The organism is Peribacillus sp. NPDC101481 (assembly GCF_044767165.1).
Classification (GTDB): Bacteria; Bacillota; Bacilli; order Bacillales; family DSM-1321; genus Peribacillus.
Map to the genome: position 1 here is coordinate 1,368,780 of NZ_JBIWNJ010000002.1, position 22,149 is coordinate 1,390,928.

The window sequence follows — 22,149 nt, forward strand, 5'->3', positions numbered from 1 at the left end:
TTTTCAAAGCGAAAAATTTTTTTACAAAATATATCAAAAAGATATGTAGAAATTGAAAAAAAGCCCATATATAGTTGGCATGTTACTTGCATTAATTTATTAAAGAATTAACTTTTAAAAAGGAGTGGCATAGATGGATTTTCATCCGTTATTAGAAGGTGCAATAGAGTTACATTGCCATACGTATCCTAGTATTTTCCCAAGAAAGCAGACTGATTGGGAATTTATAGAAGACTTAAAAAAAGCTAAAATGGCAGGTGCCGTATTAAAAGCACATGAGGCATCAACTGTGGACCGCACGACATTAATCCGTTTAAAAGAGCCAGAACTTCATGTTTACGGTGGACTTGTTTTAAATGAATTTACAGGTGGCTTATCACCCAAAGCGGTTGATGCAGCAATAAGGCAAGGTGCCAAAATAATTTGGATGCCGACTATTTCAGCAAATCAGCATTGTTGTAATTTTGCCAAAAAAAAGACCCGCTTTTTCAATAGTGAACGAAGCCTGCCCATTGAAGAAGGTTTAACTATTTTGGATGAGAATAGACAGATAAAACCAGAAGTCATTGAAATTCTGGAACTTATCAGTGAAGCAAATATCACCCTTGCAACAGGTCATCTATCGGAAGAAGAAGTCTCTGTGTTAATTGACGCAGCCAATGAACATCATATCGACAAGATCTTAATTCAGCATGCAGATCTAGGCATTGCCCCAGTATCAATAGAAAAGCAAAAAGAGTTTGCCAAAAGAGGCGCTATAATTGAGAAATGCTATTTAGCCTGCGGTGAGGATTTTCAAGATTTAACGATAACACAAATGGCTAAGTCAATACGGGAAATTGGTCCAGCGTCATGTGTGCTTGTAACAGATTATGGCCAAGAACACAATATTCCGCCAATAGAAGCATTAAGTCGCTTTGTCAGTGCAATGATCGAAGAAGGTATAACAGAAACCGAGATTGAAAGGATGATCATTCATAATCCAAAGCAGCTTTTAGATATTGAAAAGTGAGGATGACAAGTGATGAAAGAGCAGCTATTAAGGCTTATATATACCATCGTTCCAAAAGAAAGGGTACTGACAGATTTAGCAGAGCTTTATTCTTATAGCTTTGATGCATCATTCGGCGAATACTTGGCTGAAATCGTTATTCAACCCAAAAATAAAGTAGAAGTTGCTGACTTGGTCAAGCTTGCAAACGAATTTAAAATTCCTGTTTATCCTAGAGGAGCGGCTACCTCCTTAAGCGGGGGTTCCCTTGCTGTTGAAGGGGGCATGATTCTAGATATGTCACAATTTGAAAAAAAACTTGTGATTGACCGTGAAAATTTACTGGCAATCTCCTCACCAAGTGTAATTACAAGTGACATACAACAAAAGGCAGAAGAGGTAGGCTTATTTTATCCACCGGACCCAAGCAGTTCCCATGTTTCAACAATTGGAGGGAATTTGTTGGAAAATTCAAGTGGTCCAAAGGGCTTGAAATATGGTACTACGAAGGAATATGTAATTGGTTTAGAAGTTGTTACACCAACTGGAGAAATTATTCGTACAGGAGGTCGAACGGTTAAAAATGTGACTGGCTACGATTTAACAAGACTCATAGTTGGTTCGGAAGGCACACTGGGAATTGTAACAGAAGCCATTTTGCGTCTAATACCAAAGCCGCTTGCAAGAAAAACACTTTTAGCTTCATTTGTAAGAATTGCTGATTCAGGGCATGCCATAACAAAAATATTATCAAATGGAATATTACCAAGTGCGATGGAATTAATGGATAATGCATGTATTCGTGCGGTTGAAAATTACTCACCAGCAGGTTTGCCCATTGAGGCGGAAGCCATCGTCATTATTGAAGTGGACGGCCATCCTGCGGCAATCGATGAAGAAATAAAAAAATGTGAAGAAATCTGTCTTTTACAAGGGGCGACTAGTGTCAAAGTGGCGAAAACAGATGCTGAGCGTGATGAGATTTGGAAAGCTCGTAAAATGGTTTCTCCAGCTATTACACAAATGGGACCAACCAAAATTTCTGAAGATGCGACAGTACCAAGAAGCCAAATCCCCGAGATGATTGAAAAGCTTTATCAAATTCGTGAGAAATATCAGTTGAACCTGGTTGTTTTTGGTCACGCGGGGGACGGTAACCTCCATCCCAATATTATTACCGACAAGAGAAATATCGAAGAAATGAAACGTGTCGAAGATGCAGTCAGTGAAATTTTTGAAGCTGCCATCGAACTTGGCGGTACGCTTTCAGGGGAACATGGGATTGGGATATTAAAATCTCCTTATATGGAATTGGAGCTTGGATCAGATGGACTGCAAATGATGAAAAAAATTAAAGATGCATGGGATCCAAACTCTATATTAAACCCAGGAAAAATATTTCCACAGCCTGGAAAACTAAAGGTGGAATTAACATGAATAAAGCACCTCACGAAAAGGAATTAGCAATTACAGATAAGTTTACTCAAAAATTGCGTGATCTTTCGTATGAAGCAACCAATCAATGTGTGCAATGCGGATATTGTCTTCCTGCTTGTCCAACCTATGAATCTATGGGGAAAGAATCACAATCACCTCGCGGACGAATTAACCTGGTTAAAATGGCTGCAGAGGGAAAAATCGATCTTCAAAAAGATCTAGCTGAGCCAATTGACCTTTGTCTTGGTTGCAGAGCCTGTGAAGTAGCGTGCCCGGTTAATGTACCATACGGACAAATTTATGAGGCAGCTAAAGAAGTCATTACAGAACATCAAAAGCATGAACATCATAAAAAGCAAAAAAATAAACCTAAGATTCAAACAAAAGTGGTCGATTTTACGCTGACCAGTTTATTTCCGCATCGCAATCGTCTTCGTACATTAGGCAATCTAACGTGGCTATATCAAAAAACAAAAATAAATAAAGTGGTGCAAAAAACAAAAATGATTAACAAAGTGTCAGAGCCCATGGGACAGTTTGAAAAGATCCTGCCGGAGCTCGAAGCACCAATCAAACGATATAAATACGGACAAAAATTTCCAGCATTAGGCGAGACAAAAGCAGTAATTGCCTTTTTCCCGGGATGCATCATGGACGCTATCATGTCAAAGATTAATAGGCTAACAATTGAACTGCTTCAAGTAATTGGCTGTGAAGTGATTATTCCGAAAAATCAAAAATGTTGCGGTGCACTTCATTCCCATCAAGGAATGAAAGATGCGGCTGTAAAACTCGCAAAAGCAAATATAGAAGCATTTGAAGCATCCGGTGCCGATTATTATGTCAATAACGCTGGAGGCTGCGGAGCGATGCTTAGTGAGTATAATCACCTTTTTGGCCAAGAACCTGAATGGAAAAAGCGCAGTGAATCATTCGTAGGGAAATCAAAAGATATTACCGAAATTCTGGTGAAATTTGGTCCTCTCCCGTTTAAAAAAGAAAGGGTTGGTATTATTACGTATCAAGATTCTTGCCATTTGAGAAATGTCCAGGGAGTATTTCAAGAACCTAGGAAGCTTCTTAGATCCATACCAGGGGCAAGTTATATGGAGATGGAGGGAAGTGACCGTTGCTGTGCATCTGGCGGTATTTATAATTTAATGAATTTTGATGAATCGATGAAAATATTAGACGAAAAGATGTATATGGCGGGAAAAACAAATGCAAAAACAATAGTTACAACAAATCCGGGGTGCCTGCTCCAAATGAAGTTAGGTGTAGAGAGAAGCGGTACAAGAAATGTGGATGCTAAACACATTGTGGAAATTTTAGCAGAAGCTTGTTTAATTAAGTAGGAAAACATTAATAGAAGTGGCATTAGACCATATTAAGAAGCAATTTATTTTTACAATTAAATAAAAAAGTGACCTGAACTATGCAAGACTATTAAGTCATAATCGAATCATTTAAATTAAAGGAGGGTAAAAAAGTGGATTTATTGGACTTTATCGGGTCGAACTGGGGAGAGCTTTTAGCAATGACATGGGAGCACATCCAATTAGTTGGATTAGCAGTTGGTGTAGCCATATTACTCGGTGTTCCATTTGGAGTTTATATTACACAGCATGAAAAGTTATCAAATCTTGTACTGGCAGTAGCAGGCATTATTATGACGATACCAAGTATTGCACTGTTCGGTATCATGATTCCGATTTTATCTATCATTAATCAAGGGATTGGGTTTTTACCAGCGTTTATCGCATTGGTCTTGTACTCGCAGCTTCCAATCATCCGTAATACATTCATCGCTGTTAAAAATGTAGATCCCAATATGCGCGACGCTGCAATAGGAATGGGAATGACGGCATGGCAACGTCTTTTAAAAGTTGAAATCCCAATTGCCCTTCCAGTAATTATGGCAGGAATTAGAATGGCCGTTGTATTAACGATTGGAATTGGGGCAATTGCTGCCTATATCGGTGCTGGTGGACTTGGGGTATATATCGCAAGAGGAATATCCACAAGTTACACAGAGATGGTTCAAGCTGGAGCCATTGCCGTTTCAATATTAGCGATCGCTGCTGACTATTTACTAGGTCAGGTACAAAAACGGGTTTCGCCCAAAAAAGCTCATATAGGATAAGAAAGGGGATGACTTATGATTACATTTAAAAATGTGTCGAAGGTATACAAAAGCTCTGGAAAATCGGTGAAGGCAGTAGATAATGTAAATATGACAATTGAAAAAGGAGAAATTTGTGTATTTCTTGGTCCCTCAGGTTGTGGGAAAACAACTCTTTTACGAATGGTTAATCGTTTGGTTTCTATCACAGAGGGGACTATTGAAGTCGGAGGAAAAGATATTTACTCATTGGATCCAATCGAATTGAGACGTTCAATCGGTTATGTAATTCAACAAAATGGTTTGTTTCCGAATATGACAATTGAACAAAACATTAATGTTGTACCAAAGATGCTGGATTGGAACGAAGGGGAAATGAAAAAACGATACAAAGAATTAATGGAGATGATGGGGTTAAACCATGAGGAATACCGAAAGCGTTATCCTTGGGAATTATCAGGCGGACAGCAACAGCGTATTGGAGTGGCAAGGGCGCTGGCGGCAGACCCGCCAGTTATGTTGATGGATGAACCATTTGGGGCACTAGATCCGATTATTCGCGATCGGTTGCAAAAGGAATTTTTACGAATTCAAAAAGACGTAAAGAAAACGATCTTATTTATTAGTCACGATATTGATGAGGCTTTGTGTCTTGGGGATAAAATTGCTATATTTAACGATGGCCAAATCATGCAGTATGGAACACCGGATGAGATTTTGTCTAATCCAAAAAATGATTTTGTGAACAACTTTATTGGAAGTGATCGTGAAATTAAACGTTTACAACTATTAACGGTCAGGGATCTATTAAATAAAGCGAAAAAGGTAAATCGAAAAATGAATATGAAAATTGAATCTAGCGAATATGTGGTTAATATTGATGCAGATCTTCGAACAGCACTGTCTCTATTATTATCATCACCAAAAGGGGAAGCTGTGATTTTGGATCATAAAGGACAGCCAAGCGGAGTATTAAGCATTGGTGACTTTGAAGTTTTGACAGGTGTTCACCCTTCGAAGTTAAAGTCAATAATTCAATAAGGTGGGTGTCTTAATGAAGGAAATAAACAAGATAGAAATATTGATTCGCGCTTTGTTAATGTTAATTATTGTTGCACTGCTAGCTTATGCTCTCCAATCAGGTGCATTTCAATATATAAAAGATAACTCTGGTGAACTTCTTCATTTAGCTGGACAGCACATGAAATTGGTGGCGCTTTCATCCGTGGCGGCCATTCTTGTGGCCGTGCCTCTTGGGATTTTTATTACGAGACCTCAGTTTAAAAAATTTGAATTTATTGTAGTTAATTTTGCGAATATCGGACAAACGGTGCCAAGTATAGCCATTTTAGCGCTTGTCATGAGTTATCTAGGTTTAGGCTGGCAAACCGCGGTATTTGCGCTGTGGTTCAGCTCACTTCTTCCAATTTTACGGAATACGATTGCTGGAATTCAATCGGTTCCTCCATCGATCATTGATGCTGGAACAGGAATGGGTATGACGCAAAAACTCATTCTTTTCAAGCTTGAACTCCCGAATGCGTCATATGCAATTCTTGCAGGCATTCGGACCGCAACCGTTATTAATGTGGGATCAGCCGCACTTGCTTTCTTAATTGGAGGAGGTGGGTTAGGTGACCTTATATTCACCGGAATCTCACTTTACGATCCAGGCATTATGCTCGCAGGTGCCATGCCCGTTATCTTTTTGGCCATTGCTATTGATTTCTTATTAGGGAAAATTGAAGTAGCCACTACTCCGAGAGGATTGCAAAGAAAAGCTGATTTTATTTAAGACAATAAAGGGGGAAGTAAAAATGAGAAAATTTAGCATGTTATTTTGTGTCGCACTTCTTGCCTGTATGCTTACAGCATGCAGTTCTTCGGAGTCTAATGCCGGTTCAAATGAAAATAAAGGGAAAATTACAGTGGGAGGAAAGGATTTTACTGAACAGCACATTTTGACACAAATTACTTCTATTTATTTGAAAGAAAAAGGATACAAAGTCGATGAAGCAAGTAGTATGGGCAGTACAGTGGCACGTTCCGCGCTTGAAAATGGTCAGCTCGATGTGTACTGGGAGTATACGGGTACAGCACTTATGGTTTATTTAAAGGAACCTGTTGAAACTGATCCCGAAAAGGCATATGAAAAAGTAAAAGAAATCGACAAAAAGAATAAACTTGAATGGTTAAATAAATCCGAATTTAATAACACATATGCTATTTTAATGCGCGAAGATTATGCTAAAGAGTTAGGAATCAAATCCATATCGGATCTAGCTGATATTGTAAATCAAGATTCTAGTAAATTAAAATTTGGATCGAACTCTGAGTTCTATGCGAGAAAAGATGGAATGAAAGGTTTGGAGAAAAAATATAATTTCTCTTTACCAGCTAAAAATGTTGTCAAAATGGATACAGGACTTCTATATAATTCTTTAAAAGAAGGCCAGGTTGATGTAGCGGTAGGTTTTGCGACAGATGGACGAATTGAAGGTTTTAAACTTGTTGTGTTAGAAGATGATAGTCAGTTTTTTCCGGCATATAATGGAGCACCTGTCATTCGTCAAGAAGTATTAAAGAAAAATCCGGAATTAAGAGATCTTCTTAATGCACTTTCAGATAAGTTAGATTCAGATACAATGAAGAATTTAAATTATCGTGTTGATATTAAGCATGAAGATATTAATGAAGTGGCTAAAACATGGCTGGATGAACAGGGAATGCTAGATTGAGATGAAAGCTAATAATTCGCTCATCACCTATATTGAATCTGAGTCGATTCAGAGTTTAGACAGTGGCACACTAACATCACTCAAAGAAGCTTTAGCAGACATTGTCGCTTGTACCATTGCAGGCCGCAATACGAAAGCGGCAGAGATTGCAAAAGAATTTGCTGTTTCGCAGTGGGGGATGGGAAACAGTTCGCTTTTCCTGTTCCCAGAAAGATTAACGCCTGCCGGAGCAGCTTTTGTTAATGCGACATTGGCAAATGCCCTCGATTTAGATGATGGACATCGCCTCACAAAAGGACATCCCGGGGCAGTTATTTTTCCCGCGGTGATCGCCGTTGCAGAGGATCATAATATAAGTGGAGCAGAATTTTTGACGGCACTTCTTATAGGCTATGAAGTGGGGATCCGTGCAGGTATTGTTGCACACCTGACCCGGCTAGATTATCACTGCACCGGTTCATGGGGAGCTGTTGGAGCTGCCGCAGGTGTTTCGTACATTTTAGGACTTAAGGGAGGAACAATTGAGCACGCACTGGGCAATGCAGAATATTTTGGTGCTTATTCTCCTATGATGCGCTGCATCGAACATCCTTCCATGTTAAAAGACGGGATTAATTGGGGGTGTATGGCCGGGGTCAGTGCTGCCCATTTGGCAAAAGCAGGCTATACAGGGATTCCATCATTATTTACAACAGAAGAAGCTGAGGGGCTTATAGACGATTTAGGAAAAAATTATCGAGTAAATGAACTGTATTATAAGCCGCATGCATGCTGTCGGTGGGCACAGCCAGCTATTGAAGCAATCAGGGAAATCCAAAGCCGGCATATACTAATATCCCAAAATATAAAAAAAATAGTCATTCATACATTTACAGAATCTGCAGCATTATCGAAAGAATATCCAGAAAATACAGAGGAAGCACAGTATAATTTACTTTTTCCTGTTGCAGCATTTCTTTCTTACGGTGAAGTGGGACCAAAACAAGTCCTAGAACATCTGAATGATACAATTATTCTTAGCATGATGGACAAGATTACAGTAGTAGTTGATCAAAAACTTAACGAAGCATTTCCTGAAAAGGCATTAAGTGTGGTTAAAATAGTAATGCAGGATGGTAACACTTATCAATCCGATATTATACAAGCAAGAGGAGACTTTGATTATCCGTTAAACGTTGAAGAAAAAAAAGAGAAGTTTTTCTGGCTGACAACGCCAATTCTAGGAAAAGAATCTGCGAAGAGTTTATTAGAAACCATTCAAAGCCTTGAACATATGAAAAGTATTCGAGATCTTATACCTACCATAGAAGAATTGGGTAAATAAAAAAAGTAGTGCAAACCAAGGGATAGGTTTGCACTACTTTTTTTTTACTATAAGTGGTGGAGTCAGTAGGAACCTTCAAAAAAATAGTCATTATGAAATCAAGTTGATAATAGTAGTTGATGCCATCTTATATCCAATGGCAGGATAGACATTATCGGTTCAAGAGAAATTTACTAGAGGGAGATTAGTTTGGAAATTTCATAAGCTTTCAGAAACATCTATATCAAGACAAGTTTTTCATCCCCCCGGTTAAAACGAGTTTGAAGAATTCTCCTCAAATCTTGATACTAAACAATATAAGTTAGTCTAACTCTAGCTTGACGATATACCCCTATAGGTATAATATAAACTCACAAGTTAAGAACACATAAACTCACGAGTAAAACGCCCAAACTCACGAGTAAAACGTGCAAATTCACGAGAAAAATGCCCAAGTTCATGAAAAAGGCACTCAAATTCAAGAATAAAATGCAAAATTCACGAGTAAAATGCCCAAACTCACGAGTAAAATACGATTTAATTGGCTAGGGGCACGATAAGATTGATTATGCCGACTAAAACGTTTTAATGAAGAAATCTTACTTGAAAACATTCATGTCATTGCTTCTAATAAACTGGAAGTGAACTTGGGGCTGCACTTCTCTTCTTAACGGAAAAGAAGATTAGCTATTGTTGTAAATAGATGGGAGGCGGAGTATGGAGTTTGATAAAAGCAGCATTCATCGCTTGAAGCGGATTGAAGGACAAATCAAGGGTGTTCTTGGAATGATGGAGCAGGGAAAAGATTGCAGGGAAGTCGTCACTCAGTTGTCTGCTGTACGTAATGCCATCGATAGGGCCATGGGTGTTATCGTAAGTGCCAATCTTGAGCAATGCGTTCGGGAAAACGTCGAGAAAGGAGAAGGCACTGATCATTTAGTCAAGGAAGCGGTTAATTTACTAATTAAAAGCAGGTAAAAGAATTTGACCTGAATAGTAGAAAAAGGAGTGTTTTTCATGTCTTATATTTTACAAGTGGATTTTAAAATGGAGAGGCCATTTGGTCACGAAATGGTAAAAGAATTTACTGTTTTAGCAAAAAGCATTAATGATGAAGAAGGATTGATCTGGAAGATTTGGACCGAAGATAGTGAGGCAAAGGAAGCTGGTGGCATTTATCTGTTTGAAACGAAGGAATCCGCATGTAAGTACTTGTAAATGCACACAGCACGGTTAAAAGGGTTTGGTATAGAGAAGGTTAATGGAAAAATATTCGAAGTGAATGAAATTTTGTCTTCTATTAATCATGGACCAATTAAATAAAGACAACCCTATTCCATTCATTTTTTAGTGAAGTGGGTTGACGAACTATATTTTTTAGCATAATATATACCCCGTAGGGTATTCAAGAATAAATCAGGGGGAAAACATAAATGACTGAAAAGAAAAGAACGACGATCATTTTATTTAGTGGTGATTATGATAAGGCAATGGCTGCTTATATCATAGCAAATGGGGCGGCGGCTTACGATCATGAAGTGACTATCTTCCATACATTCTGGGGATTGAATGCTTTAAGGAAGGATGATCCGATTTCATTAAAAAAAGGATTTCTTGAAAAAATGTTTGCAAAAATGATGCCTCGTGGTTCTGATAAAATGGGTCTATCAAACATGAACTTTGCAGGGATGGGACCTAAAATGATCAAACATTTAATGAAAAAGCATAACGCCATGTCACTCCCAAATTTAATTGAGTTGGCCCAAGAACAGGAAATCAAACTTATAGCCTGTACAATGACAATGGATTTATTGGGTTTACAGCAAGAGGAATTATTGGATGGAATTGAGTATGCAGGTGTTGCAGCTTATTTAGCTGAGGCAGAGGATGGAAATGTAAACTTATTTATATAAATGGGGGGTTCAAATGGGAACTATATTTAATCTCATCATATTAGGTTTCATCGTTTGGTTTTTATATCAGCGATTTGTCCCTGCAAAGGGGATAAAAAATATAAATGCGGTTGAGTTAAAAGCTGTGTTGAATAATAAAGGAAATAGGCAATTCATCGATGTTCGTACTCCTAATGAATATAGGGGCAATCACATTAAGGACTTTAAAAATATACCTCTATACGAATTTGGCAAAAGGGCACATGAACTTTCAAAAGATAAAGAAGTAATTGTTATCTGCCAAAGCGGAATGAGGAGCAGTAATGCGAGTAAAGCATTGAAGAAACTCGGGTTTAATGAAGTTACAAACGTAAAAGGCGGTATGAATTCTTGGCGCGAATAAAAGGAGGATCTTAAAAAAATGAAAGAAATTTTACCGAATGAAGTGAACGCATTATTGAAGGGATACTCCCCAGTCCATATTATTGATGTGCGGGAAGTGGATGAAGTAAAGGCAGGGAAAATACCAAAAGCTTTGAATATCCCGTTGGGTCTGGTGGAATTTAGAATGCAGGATCTGGATAAATCAAAAGAATATATCATCGTCTGCCGTTCAGGGGGCAGAAGTTCAAGGGCAGCACAGTTACTTGAGGATCATGGATATAAGGTGTTGAACATGATGGGTGGTATGAATGAATGGGAAGGTCCCACAGAATAATTTCATATCCGAATATACCCCCATCCCTATAAAAGACTCAAGGAGGAACTAAAATGATAAAAGCAAATTCTGTTTTGGATGCTAAAGGTTTAGCCTGTCCAATGCCAATCGTAAAAACGAAAAAAGCCATGAATGTCCTGGAAGCGGGGGAGGTACTCGAAGTTCAAGCTACTGATAAAGGGTCAACCGCCGACATGAAAGCCTGGGCGGAAAGTTCAGGTCACCAATATTTGGGTACGGTTGAAGAAGGAACAACACTAAAACATTATCTTCGGAAAGCAATCGGAGAAGAAACAGCAGTGAAGAAGCATGAAAAAATCATTTCAAATGAAGAACTTCTTCAACTAATTCAGGAAAACCGAAATACGATCATCCTGGATGTACGAGAATCGGCAGAGTATGCTTTTAATCATATACCAGCAGCTAGATCCCTTCCAATGGGTGAATTGGAACAACATATGGGTGAACTTGATAAAGAATCACAGATTTTTGTGGTTTGCCGTACAGGCAGCCGAAGTGATCTTGCTGCACAAAAACTGACGGCGGCCGGTTTTGAACGGGTATTCAATGTTGTACCCGGCATGAGCCAATGGAACGGTCCTTCACAAAAATCCGTGAATGAATAAAAAGTATAAAGGGTTTAACATCATAACGGCAGTAGCAACAGATCAAGAAGTGGCGATTTGCTTTAATTTCGAAGGTATTAGAAAGGCAAATGTTTCTTCCATTTCAGATTTAGTTTCCATTGCACAGGAAATGAACGTATAGTTGTCAAAAGACCAAGGCCGTATTGGGCATGGAAAAAGAAGCTTTCGTTGACCGTATCTAAGTAGGTGGAGCGGTCACATTTTTGGAGTTCGCTAAGAATGCTGTTGTTACATTAACCTTTTAATGAAGGAAAAATTTTTGACATCATTGATACTATGGGGGGTATATAAAATGGCGTTTAAGCAAATGACAGCCGGTGAGGTTTCAAAGAAAGTAATCAATAAAACCGACTTATTTATTTTGGATGTTCGAAATGAAAGTGACTACCATGATTGGAAAATTGAAGGGGAGAATTTTGAATTCCTTAATATCCCTTACTTTGATCTACTGGATGGCGTGGAAGAAATAATCGATCAAATCCCGGCCAATAAAGAAATCCTGGTAGTATGTGCAAAGGAAGGCTCTTCCGTTATGGTAGCTGAAATGTTATCTGAAGCTGGATTGGACGTTTCTTATTTAAAGGGCGGCATGAAAGCATGGAGTGAACACTTGGAACCTGTGAAAATCGGTGAATTGACCAATGGCGGCGGAATTTACCAATTTGTTCGACTAGGTAAAGGCTGTCTATCTTACATGGTCGTTACCAATGGTGAAGCAGCCATTATCGATTCTACTCGAATGATTGATGCCTACCTTGATTTCGCCGATGATATCGGGGTGAAAATTACACATGTTCTGGATACACACTTACATGCCGATCATATTTCAGGTGGAAGACGAATAGCGGAAGTAACAAATGCAACTTACTGGCTGCCGCCAAAAGATGCGGCTGAAGTAACCTTTGAATATCAGCCATTAGAAAGCGGGAAAGTGATAACGATTGGTCATACTTCAATTGATATTCAAGCAATATATTCCCCGGGCCATACCATTGGTTCGACTTCATTTGTGGTCGATCAAAAATACTTGTTAAGCGGGGATATACTATTCATCGATTCGATTGGCAGACCGGACCTAGCTGGATTGGCTGAGGATTGGGTAGGCGACTTGAGAGAAACACTGTATACACGTTATAGAGAATTATCAGACGAGTTAATCGTATTGCCATCACATTTCATGATCGTTGATGAATTGAATGAAGATGGAAGTGTCGCTAAAAAGTTGGGTGCGCTGTTTGCTGAAAATCATGGATTGAACATTGTAGATGAAACGGAATTCAGAGAGCTGGTAACAGGTAATTTACCGCCTCAGCCAAACGCTTATCAAGAAATTCGCGAAACCAATATGGGGAAAATCGAGCCTGATGATGAAAAACAGCGTGAAATGGAAATCGGGCCAAATCGTTGTGCGGTTCGTTAATACCGATAAAAAGCCAAGAAAATAGGAGGAATGAAATATGCATTCAGATAAAGTGTTAAATGCTAAGGGACTAGCTTGTCCAATGCCAATCGTTAAAACGAGAAAAGCGATGAATGATTTGCAAACCGGGCAAGTGCTGGAAATACATGTAACCGATAAAGGAGCTAAAGCAGACTTAGCCGCTTGGTCAAAATCCGGTGGCCATGAACTGGTGGAAACGGCAGAAGAAAATGATATACTGAAATTTTGGATTAGAAAAGGCTGATAAAAGAAGGGAACCATTAGGGTTCCCTTCTTTTAAGGGAGGCACTTACAATGGATATCACCTTTATCATTACCATCTTTTTGATTGGTTTTATAGGTTCATACGTTTCAGGGATGCTCGGTATCGGCGGTTCGATAATAAATTATCCAATGCTGCTGTTTATTCCCCCAATCTTCGGTTTAGCGGCATTTAGTGCCCATGATGTGACAGGTATAAGTGCTGTACAAGTCTTATTCGCTTCCATCGGAGGAATATGGAGCTATCGTAAGAGCGGACATTTAAATAAAACGCTGATTCTCTATATGGGGATCAGTGTGTTGATCGGAAGCGTGGTTGGAAGTTTTGGATCACAATCGATGTCGGAAAACGGAGTGAATATCGTCTATGGCATTTTGGCGTTGATAGCGGCTGTCATGATGTTCATTCCGAAGAAAGGGATAGATGACATTCCTTTGGATCAAGTTACCTTCAACAAATGGCTTGCGGCCATTCTTGCCTTAATCGTAGGTTTAGGTGCCGGGATAGTCGGTGCCGGAGGAGGCTTTCTATTAGTTCCGATCATGCTTATCGTTTTAAGAATACCAACCAGGGTCACGATTGCGTCTTCATTAGCTATCACATTCATTTCATCCATTGGTGCAACAGCAGGGAAAATCTCAACGGGACAAGTAAACTTCTATCCGGCATTGATAATGGTGGGAGCGAGTTTAATAGCATCTCCGCTTGGGGCGATGGCCGGTAAAAATATGAATGTAAAAGTGCTGCAAGTTATACTGGCTTTATTGATTTTAGCGACGGCTGTGAAAACTTGGGTGGGGATAATGTCTTGAGTTTTGACACGGAAGGAAGCAGTTGTGAAAATTATATTAGAATTCTAAAAAGAGTCCCATCGTTAAAGAATTGTTCTCAATAGGCCACAATAATAGTTCCTTTTCCTCCATCACTTTTTTCTTATTATCTGTACCAGATAAGTAAATGGGACTTCTGTTAATAGAAAAAGCTGACTGTTGAAAGTCAGCTTTTTCTTATTGTGGCCGTTGACAAATAATTAAAAAATTACCGCTAAAATAAACCAAACAATCATCAATAATTGAATTAATACTTTGGCTAAGCTGCCGCCTAAAAAACCGATGATAGTTGCAAACCCAACTTTAGTAGCCTTCATTATATCTTTTTGAATGATTAATTCCGAAACGAGGACTGCTAAAAATGGTACGAGAATTATTCCAAAAGGAGGAAAGACAAATGAACCAACAATCGTGGCAATAGCTGCTATTGTCTCGGATGTTTTTGATCCCCCATACTTTTTAACAAAATAACTATTTGCGATAATGTCGGCCGCGATTAATACACCGCTCAACACAACCATACTGATCCAGAACAATAACGATAACTCATCAGAATTAATGAGGAATTGATAAACTGCAAATCCTCCCCAAATAGCAACAACCGAAGGAATAATAGGATAGACAATTCCTACAAAACTTAAAGCAAATAAGACGATCGTTAAACCCCACCATAAAATATCCAATAAAACTCCACCTTTTCATACTTACTTATCATATATCTATTAAATTATATTTCTATTTAGGGACAAAAACCATTTATTCTTTTTTTGTATATTCGATTCCCTCACACTTTAATTAACACTAGATGTATAATGTGTAAAATTAGAGTAAGTGTATGATGAAATAAAAATATTTCCCAAATTGCCAAAAAGAACTTGTTGATGAATCTTTATAATAAACACTTTAACTAGGGGTGTTGCTGCTACCTTTTCCTTATTCAAAAAACTGGGCAGGTTAGTTGAAGATCATTTTCAAGCAAATGACATATATAAGCCATGTCCATATAAAGATGTTGTAATATTAAAGGAAAAGTAGGAGGTTAAGAAGATGAAAACTTTTGATTTAAAATCAGGAACAAAAGTAATAATAGACGAAAGTAGAATAGTAATAGAAAGAACAGGTGGAAAAAGTGCAATGAAGGGTTTGTTTGCAGGGCGAGCAATGGGGCAAATGACCATAAAAACGTCAGCAGTGACTGGGTTAATTCACTTTGCTGACTTTTTAATGATTTGTGCTTCTGGACTCCCGACTCCCAATGATTTTAAATTATCCAGCGTAGCAGAGATAAAACAATACCCTAACTGTATTGTTGCAAAAGAAAGTGAATTAGAAGAGTTATATCAATTTCTCAACGGATTTATTAAGTAATGATTCCATAAAAGCCTTAACCTTTAGAGGTTTCCATATAGGGAACAAAAAAACACAACGAAAGCAGTTGATTTCATCTAAGAAATACAACTGCTTTTAGCTTTTGAAACAGTTATTACGGTATAGTTCAAATACAATTGGTTATGATTTGAGAGCAATTAATAAGATTGAAGCTGTTTTTAGAGCAGCTTTTTACTTTATGCAACTATCAGGGCAGTTTCATAACAAAATAAGAATATATTTTTTGTAATAACCAAAACTTTATCAGACGCAACATTTTTAAGACCAGCTTAATTTCAACTACTTCTTCATTGTCTTTCAAATGGGATATTAGAGTACTAAGTGAAGAATATGTGATAATCTGTTAATTATACGCCGCTTAGTCTTTCTTTCAAGAGTTGTTAGGTCCTCATCATTATGAAATTGATCAAAAGTCCTTAGTAGTTGTTTTTGGAAAGGATCCTGCGGATATTTACTAGCAAACAAGTAAACAAGGACTTTTATAATTTACAAAAAAGAAATAGCGCCGCTAATTATAGCTAATACTGTTAAGATTAACGATGTCAAGATGGCCCATTTGTATGCAAATTTCTGATATTCCCCAAGGTCTTTATCAACCATGCCAACTAATAGAATGGTTGATGCAACAAGTGGACTCATTAAATGAGCGGGTTGTCCCAATATAGAAGCGCGAGCAATTTCTAACGGACTAATACCATAAGCTGAAGCTGCCTCTGCAAGAATAGGGAGAACTCCAAAATAATAGGCATCATTCGATAAAACGAAAGTGAATGGCATACTTGTAATGCCAACAATGACAGGGAAAAACTCTCCTAATGAAGCAGGTATTATCGCAACCAGTCCATTGGCAATAGCATCAACCATTTTTGTACCGGAAAAGATTCCTGCAAATACTCCAGCTGCAAAAACTAGTAGAACAACAATTAGGGCATTTCCAGAATGTGCCAATATACGTCTTTTTTGCATTTCCAGATTAGGGTAGTTAATCATTAAAGCAATAGCGAAACCGACCAAAAATAAAATAGGGGAAGGTACCAATCCCATAATGAGAATGACCATAATGCCTACCACAATTAATAAGTTAATCCACAAAAAACGAGGGCGTTTAATGTCAATATGAGGAAATGCATCAGTGACTTCATTTTCTACAGTAGCAGCTATTTCATTTTTTAACTCTTCTATGTGTATTACACCCAGTCGTTTACGTTCTTTTTTCCCTAAAATAAATGCGACGAAAATAACCCAAATAGCACCACCGATCATGGTAGGAATAAGTGGAACAAAAAATTCGGATGCATCAAGTCCCAATACTGCTATTGCTCTGGTAGCAGGTCCACCCCAGGGGGTCATGCCACTCATAACACTTAAAGCTAGCATGGCTACTGTGGCTAAAACCAATGGATTCATACCGATTCGTTTATAAAGTGGATACATAGCTGAAACAGTAATGATATACGTTGTTGTACCGTCTCCATCTAGGGCCACGAGTAATGCAAGAATTGTGGTACCTATCGAAATTTTGACAGGATCTCCCTTGACAACTTCTAATAACTTTTTGATAAGTGGGTCAAATAATCCCGTGTCTATCATAATACCAAAAAACAATATGGCGAATAATAATAGAGCTGCAGAAGGAGCGACTAGCTTAATGCCTTCCATCATCATAGTGCCAATTTTACTTCCAAAACCACCAACTACTGCAAAAACGATCGGAACTAAAGTTAAAGCAACAATGGGCGATAAACGTTTGGACATAATTAAATAGGTAAAAACGGTAACCATGGAGATGCCTAAAATTGTAAGAAACATTATTAAATCCCCTCCCATATTTTGAATGCGCTTTCAAATGATCTCTGGATGACTAAGAAATAATTTTGTGACTCTTCAGAAAAATTAACTGGTAGATTAATAAGTTTTACACTATGCTTATGCGCTTTTCTTTATTAAAGGTAATACAGAGAGGACAATAAGTTAAATACATATTTTTTTTGTATTGGTATCAAAATAATTTATTCTTTAAAAAAGAATGGGGAGGGGAGCAAATAAAGCCATAGGAAAAGTGATTCAATAACGAAATTTTTTTAATATTTAATGCAACTTTTAGTAACAAAAAAGAAGGTCATCAATTTTGTGTAAGATAACCTTCTTTTCTTTATAAATCAGACTTTTCATTGTCCTTGAGCAAAGCTTCCTCCTTTTTTATTTAACATTTAGTTTTACATTACTGTTCTTGTCTTTTCTTCTTAAACTTATTTTTAATACCAATTTCAGTAATGGAGGCACTGCGGCATAAATAAAAGCCATCCGAAATAGTTGATAGCTGGTAACAGTAGATACATCAGCATTTACTTCTTGTGCAATGATTCCCATTTGATCCATTCCACCAGGGGCTAAACTTAAAAAACCCGTAATAGTCGATAAATCATAATACTGGGTCAGTAGAAAACTAAAAAACATTGTTGCGCTAATCAAAATTAGTCCGTTCATCAAAGCCAATAATAAGGTTTTTCTTTTGTTGTTAAGTTGTTCCGGTTTTAATAGTAAACCGATATAACCGCCAACCATAAATTGAGATATATCAAGAAGTGTAGGAGGAAGTGGTGGTCCCTGCAAACCTAAAAGACCTATTGCAGCAGCAACGATTACTGGTCCTAAAAAGTAAGGAGCTGGTAATTTGAATATTTTACCTATTCTTGCTGCCAGAAAACAAATAAGGGCGAACAGAAAGATAAGAGGAAATAAACCACTCCACTCTGGAATAACGTTATCCGTTATTTTAGAGGAATCATTGGTACTATTCGCTGCAAAAATGGGACTGATAATTAAAAGGGGGACTAAGAAAACAACCATTATCACTCTTGTAACATGGAAAAAGGTTACTGTAGTAATATCAATACCTTTCATATCTTCTGCAAACACAACGATTTGTGACAAACCTCCAGGAATACTACTCGTTAAAGATGTAGGATAGTCAATGCTGGAATATTTTGACATAACAAAAGCAGAACATGCACACACAAGGACAATTAAGGTTGTAAGGATCAACATTGAGGGAAGGTGACTAATCATATCAGACAGTGAGCTCTTGGTAAAGGAGATGCCTATTGAATAACCTACAATAATTAATCCAGTATTTCTCATCGAAACGGGCCAAATTAATTTAACGTTTTTGAAACGTGATGCAATTAATAGGGCTGCCATTGGACCAAGTAGCCATGGGATTGGAAACCTGATAAGAGAGAAAAGGCCGCCTCCAATAAAAGCAGTTAGAAGTGCAGCCGAAAATTGGATTGTCTTGCTTGCATTATTTAAATCCCACTTTTTCATATTAATTCTCTTCCTTTGTATTAGTTTTACTTCGTTTCGTCTTGTTTCATTGTTTAGAATCATTAAGAAAATCAATAAATGCTTTTACTTGTGCCAAATCCATAGTCACATCCCGATAAAATACCCAAGTTTCTCTAAGCAAATAGCTATTATCGCTTAATACAATGGGGAAAGTATACAGTGGTTCATCATTTTTAATACAGATTTCTGGTAAAATGGCATATCCTAAACCATTAAGAACCAGTTCCTTACATGTTTCAATCCGATCTACCTCCATTGAAATCTTAGGTGGTAACGCAAATGTTTCCTGCCACCAGTTTTCAATAGTATTTCTTAACGATTGGTCTGTCTGATAATTAACTCTAGGAAGAAAAGGAAGTTCTTTTAATTCAATTTTTTTACTGGAGGCAATACAAATCTTTTCTTCTTGAAATAACACTTTATTTTCCTGCCATTTGTAAGGACCTCTAACTATCCCGAGATGTGCTTCTTCTTTTTGAAGCATTTGATGAATTTGAGAACTCCATCCAGTTTTCAAACTGATTTCAACCTCTGGATATAGAGTTAGAAATTCTTTTAATAATAATGGTAGTTTATATCGGGCAAACAAGCCAGATACACCCAATCGCAAAGTTCCTTTTACTTTTTTATCCAAATTAGAAATATGCTCTTTTGCAGCTCCTAATTGCTTACGCATATTTTTCGAGTATTGAACGAGGTACTCCCCTTCAACTGTAAACTCGACACCTCTTTTGCCTCTAGAGATTAAATTTGTTTTGAACTCTTTTTCCAGCTGTTTTATACGATAGGATAAAGCTGGCTGGGAAATAAATAGTCGTTGTGCTGCCTTTGTTATATTTCTTTCTTCGTAAAGAGTAATTAATATAAGCCAGTCTTTTTCATCCATAAAATTTTTCTCCTTTAACCATAAAAAATATTTATGGGTAATTATAAAAAATGAAAATTTATTTGATTTCTAAAAGTATAATACAACTAATGAAAAAAGAAATCTATCTTTTTATGTAAATCAATAGACTCACTATAGTTTTGCGTTTCCAGCATTCTTTCATAAATTTTTTCTATGGCAATGAATAAAAAAACAATATTATTTTTATTCATTATTTTCACTTATTATTTACATGAAGAGTTATCACAACTTAACAGGAGGGGTAAAAATGTCAAATACACAAAAGTATGATGTAGTTGTAGTAGGGGCAGGAAACGCAGCTTTATGTGCCGCGATCTCAGCAAAAGAGGGAGGTGCTAGAGTTCTTGTATTAGAACGGGGACCAGTGGAAAAGCGTGGAGGGAACTCTTTCTTCACGGATGGAGCCATTCGTGTTGCATACAATAATTTAGACGCAATCAGAAATATAATACCTGAATTAACAGATGAAGAATCCGAGTTAATTGTAATGCCTGAATACACGGAATCCGATTATTACAATGATCTAATGCGAGTAACAGGTGGACAAAGTAATCCTGAGTTAGCAAAGCAGCTGGTTTCTAGATCATATGAAACAATTGCGTGGATGCGTGATCAGGGAATAAAATTTGAATTGAATTATGAAAATCAATCTTTCGTACAAGCTGGCAAGCGCAATTTCTGGGGAGGACTGCCTATCAAAACGGAGGATAAAGGCGTTGGCTTAATGAGACAGCTCTTTGCACGGACAGAAGAAATTGGCATCGACGTTTGGTACGATTCACGTGCTGTGGAGCTTGTATCAGAGCAAAACACAATAACCGGTGTCGTTGTTGAGAAGGGTCATACAATGGTAACTGTTCAGACATCCGGTGTGATTTTGGCTTGTGGCGGCTTTGAAGCCAATAAGAAAATGAGAAGTGAAAATATTGGTGAAGAATGGGAAGCGGCTATTGTTCGTGGAACCGAGTTCAACACAGGAGACGGCATTTCCATGGCTATGGCAGTGGGGGCTCAAAAATTTGGGCAGTGGTCTGGATGTCATTCTATTGGGACAGATTATAATGCGCCAAAAGTAGGGGATTTCACGAAGCCGGGGGATATTTTTAAAAAGCACTCTTATCCGTACAGCGTCATGCTTAATAATGAAGGGAAACGGTTTGTTGATGAAGGAGCAGATTTACGAAATTACACCTATGCCAAATACGGCCGTGAGGTATTAAAACAGCCTGGACATGTGGCATATCAAATTTATGATGCACAGGTACGCCCGATGCTGCGTAAAGAATATGACCTTGAAGAAGCGACTATTTATAAAGCAAATACGCTTGGAGAGTTGGTTAGTTTACTGCCGGTCAATCAAACACAATTTCTAAAAACGATCGAAGAGTATAACAGTGCGGTACAAGATGGCGAGTATAGACCGGCAGAGAAAGATGGCAAAGGAACGAAAGGAATTACCCCTCCTAAATCCAACTGGGCACTTAGAATTGAGCAAGGTCCATTCTATGCTTTCCCTGTAACGTGCGGTATCACCTTCTCGTTCGGTGGTCTGCATGTAGATACAACGGGTCATGTGTTAGACAAAGAAGAACAACCGATAAAAGGTCTCTTTGCGGCTGGTGAAATGATTGGGGGGATTTTTTATGAAAACTATCCTGGTGGATCCGGGTTAATGTCTGGAGCAGTCTTTGGAAAATTAGCTGGTTCATCAGCAGCACGCTATACTCAAGAAAAGGTTGAAACGATCAATAATCACTGAGTCTTTTCCTTGAATGGTTTATTAGATAAGAATGTGTCTAAAAAATAATAGAGATACGTGAAGTAGAAGAATGAAAAATAGCCAAGGCTTAAAAAGTCCTTGGCTGTTTGGTATTTTAAAACTCATATCATATAGGAATATAAAAGGTCAAACTTAGTAACAGTTTATCTATTGGATTTTTTTCAGATGGAGTGATTGTATAGCTTTAAGCGTCCTGATGGCCAGACAATAAGGCTCTTCAGTACTAGCTTTTCGAGTTCAGCACCAGCTTGAAAGGATCAGGCATTAACGCTTATGAAGTCAGTTCTAACTTATCAAGATTTACCAGTTATATTGCTGTTTATCACTCCGATGCTAAAATTCAG

The 22,149-nt window shown here is 37.8% G+C and carries 22 protein-coding genes and 2 pseudogenes; 20 read left to right on the forward strand and 4 right to left on the reverse strand.

Going from position 1 to position 22,149, the window contains the following annotated elements:
• Window positions 1-133: 133 nt before the first annotated feature.
• The 18 genes and pseudogenes from ACIROD_RS16610 (at window position 134) to ACIROD_RS16695 (ending at window position 14,363) form a co-directional block, all read left to right on the forward strand.
• Window positions 134-1,012: a DUF6282 family protein gene (locus ACIROD_RS16610; RefSeq protein ID WP_402942202.1), complete on the forward strand. Its 879-nt coding sequence runs from the start codon at window positions 134-136 to the stop codon at window positions 1,010-1,012.
• Window positions 1,013-1,024: 12 nt separating this feature from the next.
• Window positions 1,025-2,428 carry an FAD-binding oxidoreductase gene (locus ACIROD_RS16615; protein ID WP_402942204.1) on the forward strand — a complete coding sequence of 468 codons (1,404 nt, stop codon included), beginning with the start codon at window positions 1,025-1,027 and terminating at the stop codon, window positions 2,426-2,428.
• Window positions 2,425-3,783, forward strand: a complete 1,359-nt coding sequence (locus ACIROD_RS16620; RefSeq protein WP_402942206.1) for a (Fe-S)-binding protein — start codon at window positions 2,425-2,427, stop codon at window positions 3,781-3,783. Before ACIROD_RS16615 ends, ACIROD_RS16620 begins: the two co-directional genes overlap by 4 nt.
• A 134-nt stretch (window positions 3,784-3,917) precedes the next feature.
• Complete coding sequence (locus ACIROD_RS16625) at window positions 3,918-4,571, forward strand: ABC transporter permease (RefSeq protein ID WP_133349104.1); 654 nt, start codon at window positions 3,918-3,920, stop codon at window positions 4,569-4,571.
• A 15-nt stretch (window positions 4,572-4,586) separates the two neighbouring features.
• Window positions 4,587-5,591 carry an ABC transporter ATP-binding protein gene (locus tag ACIROD_RS16630; protein WP_402942208.1) on the forward strand — a complete coding sequence of 335 codons (1,005 nt, stop codon included), beginning with the start codon at window positions 4,587-4,589 and terminating at the stop codon, window positions 5,589-5,591.
• 13 nt (window positions 5,592-5,604) lie between these two features.
• Complete coding sequence (locus tag ACIROD_RS16635) at window positions 5,605-6,345, forward strand: ABC transporter permease (protein ID WP_402942210.1); 741 nt, start codon at window positions 5,605-5,607, stop codon at window positions 6,343-6,345.
• Between the two features lie 22 nt (window positions 6,346-6,367).
• A complete protein-coding gene (locus tag ACIROD_RS16640; protein WP_402942212.1) occupies window positions 6,368-7,288 on the forward strand; it encodes an ABC transporter substrate-binding protein in 921 nt (306 codons plus the stop codon).
• Between the two features lies 1 nt (window position 7,289).
• Window positions 7,290-8,612, forward strand: a complete 1,323-nt coding sequence (locus ACIROD_RS16645; protein ID WP_402942214.1) for an MmgE/PrpD family protein — start codon at window positions 7,290-7,292, stop codon at window positions 8,610-8,612.
• A gap of 696 nt (window positions 8,613-9,308) precedes the next feature.
• Window positions 9,309-9,569 carry a metal-sensitive transcriptional regulator gene (locus ACIROD_RS16650; protein ID WP_402942216.1) on the forward strand — a complete coding sequence of 87 codons (261 nt, stop codon included), beginning with the start codon at window positions 9,309-9,311 and terminating at the stop codon, window positions 9,567-9,569.
• A gap of 39 nt (window positions 9,570-9,608) precedes the next feature.
• Window positions 9,609-9,914, forward strand: a pseudogene (locus ACIROD_RS16655) (monooxygenase).
• Window positions 9,915-10,024: 110 nt separating this feature from the next.
• Complete coding sequence (locus tag ACIROD_RS16660; RefSeq protein WP_402942218.1) at window positions 10,025-10,504, forward strand: DsrE/DsrF/DrsH-like family protein; 480 nt, start codon at window positions 10,025-10,027, stop codon at window positions 10,502-10,504.
• Window positions 10,505-10,517: 13 nt separating this feature from the next.
• Window positions 10,518-10,886, forward strand: a complete 369-nt coding sequence (locus tag ACIROD_RS16665; RefSeq protein ID WP_402942220.1) for a rhodanese-like domain-containing protein — start codon at window positions 10,518-10,520, stop codon at window positions 10,884-10,886.
• Window positions 10,887-10,904: 18 nt separating this feature from the next.
• Window positions 10,905-11,201, forward strand: coding sequence for a rhodanese-like domain-containing protein (locus ACIROD_RS16670; protein WP_402942222.1), 297 nt, complete (start codon window positions 10,905-10,907; stop codon window positions 11,199-11,201).
• Window positions 11,202-11,254: 53 nt separating this feature from the next.
• Window positions 11,255-11,827: a sulfurtransferase TusA family protein gene (locus ACIROD_RS16675; protein WP_402942224.1), complete on the forward strand. Its 573-nt coding sequence runs from the start codon at window positions 11,255-11,257 to the stop codon at window positions 11,825-11,827.
• Window positions 11,820-12,093: pseudogene (locus ACIROD_RS16680) on the forward strand (DsrE/DsrF/DrsH-like family protein). Before ACIROD_RS16675 ends, ACIROD_RS16680 begins: the two are co-directional and overlap by 8 nt.
• 47 nt (window positions 12,094-12,140) lie before the next feature.
• Window positions 12,141-13,268 carry an MBL fold metallo-hydrolase gene (locus ACIROD_RS16685; protein WP_402942226.1) on the forward strand — a complete coding sequence of 376 codons (1,128 nt, stop codon included), beginning with the start codon at window positions 12,141-12,143 and terminating at the stop codon, window positions 13,266-13,268.
• A gap of 37 nt (window positions 13,269-13,305) precedes the next feature.
• A complete protein-coding gene (locus ACIROD_RS16690; protein WP_101221752.1) occupies window positions 13,306-13,533 on the forward strand; it encodes a sulfurtransferase TusA family protein in 228 nt (75 codons plus the stop codon).
• Between the two features lie 50 nt (window positions 13,534-13,583).
• Window positions 13,584-14,363: a sulfite exporter TauE/SafE family protein gene (locus tag ACIROD_RS16695; protein WP_402942228.1), complete on the forward strand. Its 780-nt coding sequence runs from the start codon at window positions 13,584-13,586 to the stop codon at window positions 14,361-14,363.
• Window positions 14,364-14,581: 218 nt separating this feature from the next.
• Here the strand turns inward: ACIROD_RS16695 and ACIROD_RS16700 are convergent, their stop codons facing one another.
• Window positions 14,582-15,064: a DUF456 domain-containing protein gene (locus ACIROD_RS16700; RefSeq protein ID WP_402942230.1), complete on the reverse strand. Its 483-nt coding sequence runs from the start codon at window positions 15,062-15,064 to the stop codon at window positions 14,582-14,584.
• 364 nt (window positions 15,065-15,428) lie between these two features.
• Between ACIROD_RS16700 and ACIROD_RS16705 the strand changes: the two genes are divergently transcribed.
• On the forward strand, window positions 15,429-15,749 hold the full coding sequence (locus ACIROD_RS16705; protein WP_101221755.1) for a hypothetical protein: 321 nt from the start codon (window positions 15,429-15,431) through the stop codon (window positions 15,747-15,749).
• 507 nt (window positions 15,750-16,256) lie between these two features.
• Here ACIROD_RS16705 and ACIROD_RS16710 read toward each other — a convergent pair.
• The 3 genes from ACIROD_RS16710 to ACIROD_RS16720 all read right to left on the reverse strand — a co-directional run bounded on the left by ACIROD_RS16710 (window position 16,257) and on the right by ACIROD_RS16720 (window position 20,004).
• Entirely contained in the window at window positions 16,257-17,579 is a 1,323-nt protein-coding gene (locus tag ACIROD_RS16710) for a CitMHS family transporter (RefSeq protein WP_402942232.1), read from the reverse strand.
• A 390-nt stretch (window positions 17,580-17,969) separates the two neighbouring features.
• A complete protein-coding gene (locus tag ACIROD_RS16715) occupies window positions 17,970-19,097 on the reverse strand; it encodes an AbrB family transcriptional regulator (protein ID WP_402942234.1) in 1,128 nt (375 codons plus the stop codon).
• A gap of 46 nt (window positions 19,098-19,143) precedes the next feature.
• On the reverse strand, window positions 19,144-20,004 hold the full coding sequence (locus ACIROD_RS16720) for a LysR family transcriptional regulator (protein WP_101221758.1): 861 nt from the start codon (window positions 20,002-20,004) through the stop codon (window positions 19,144-19,146).
• A 232-nt stretch (window positions 20,005-20,236) separates the two neighbouring features.
• Between ACIROD_RS16720 and tcuA the strand changes: the two genes are divergently transcribed.
• The gene (gene tcuA, locus ACIROD_RS16725) at window positions 20,237-21,784 is read left to right on the forward strand and encodes an FAD-dependent tricarballylate dehydrogenase TcuA (protein ID WP_402942236.1); all 1,548 of its coding nucleotides are present in this window, start codon (window positions 20,237-20,239) and stop codon (window positions 21,782-21,784) included.
• The last annotated feature ends 365 nt before the right edge of the window (window positions 21,785-22,149 follow it).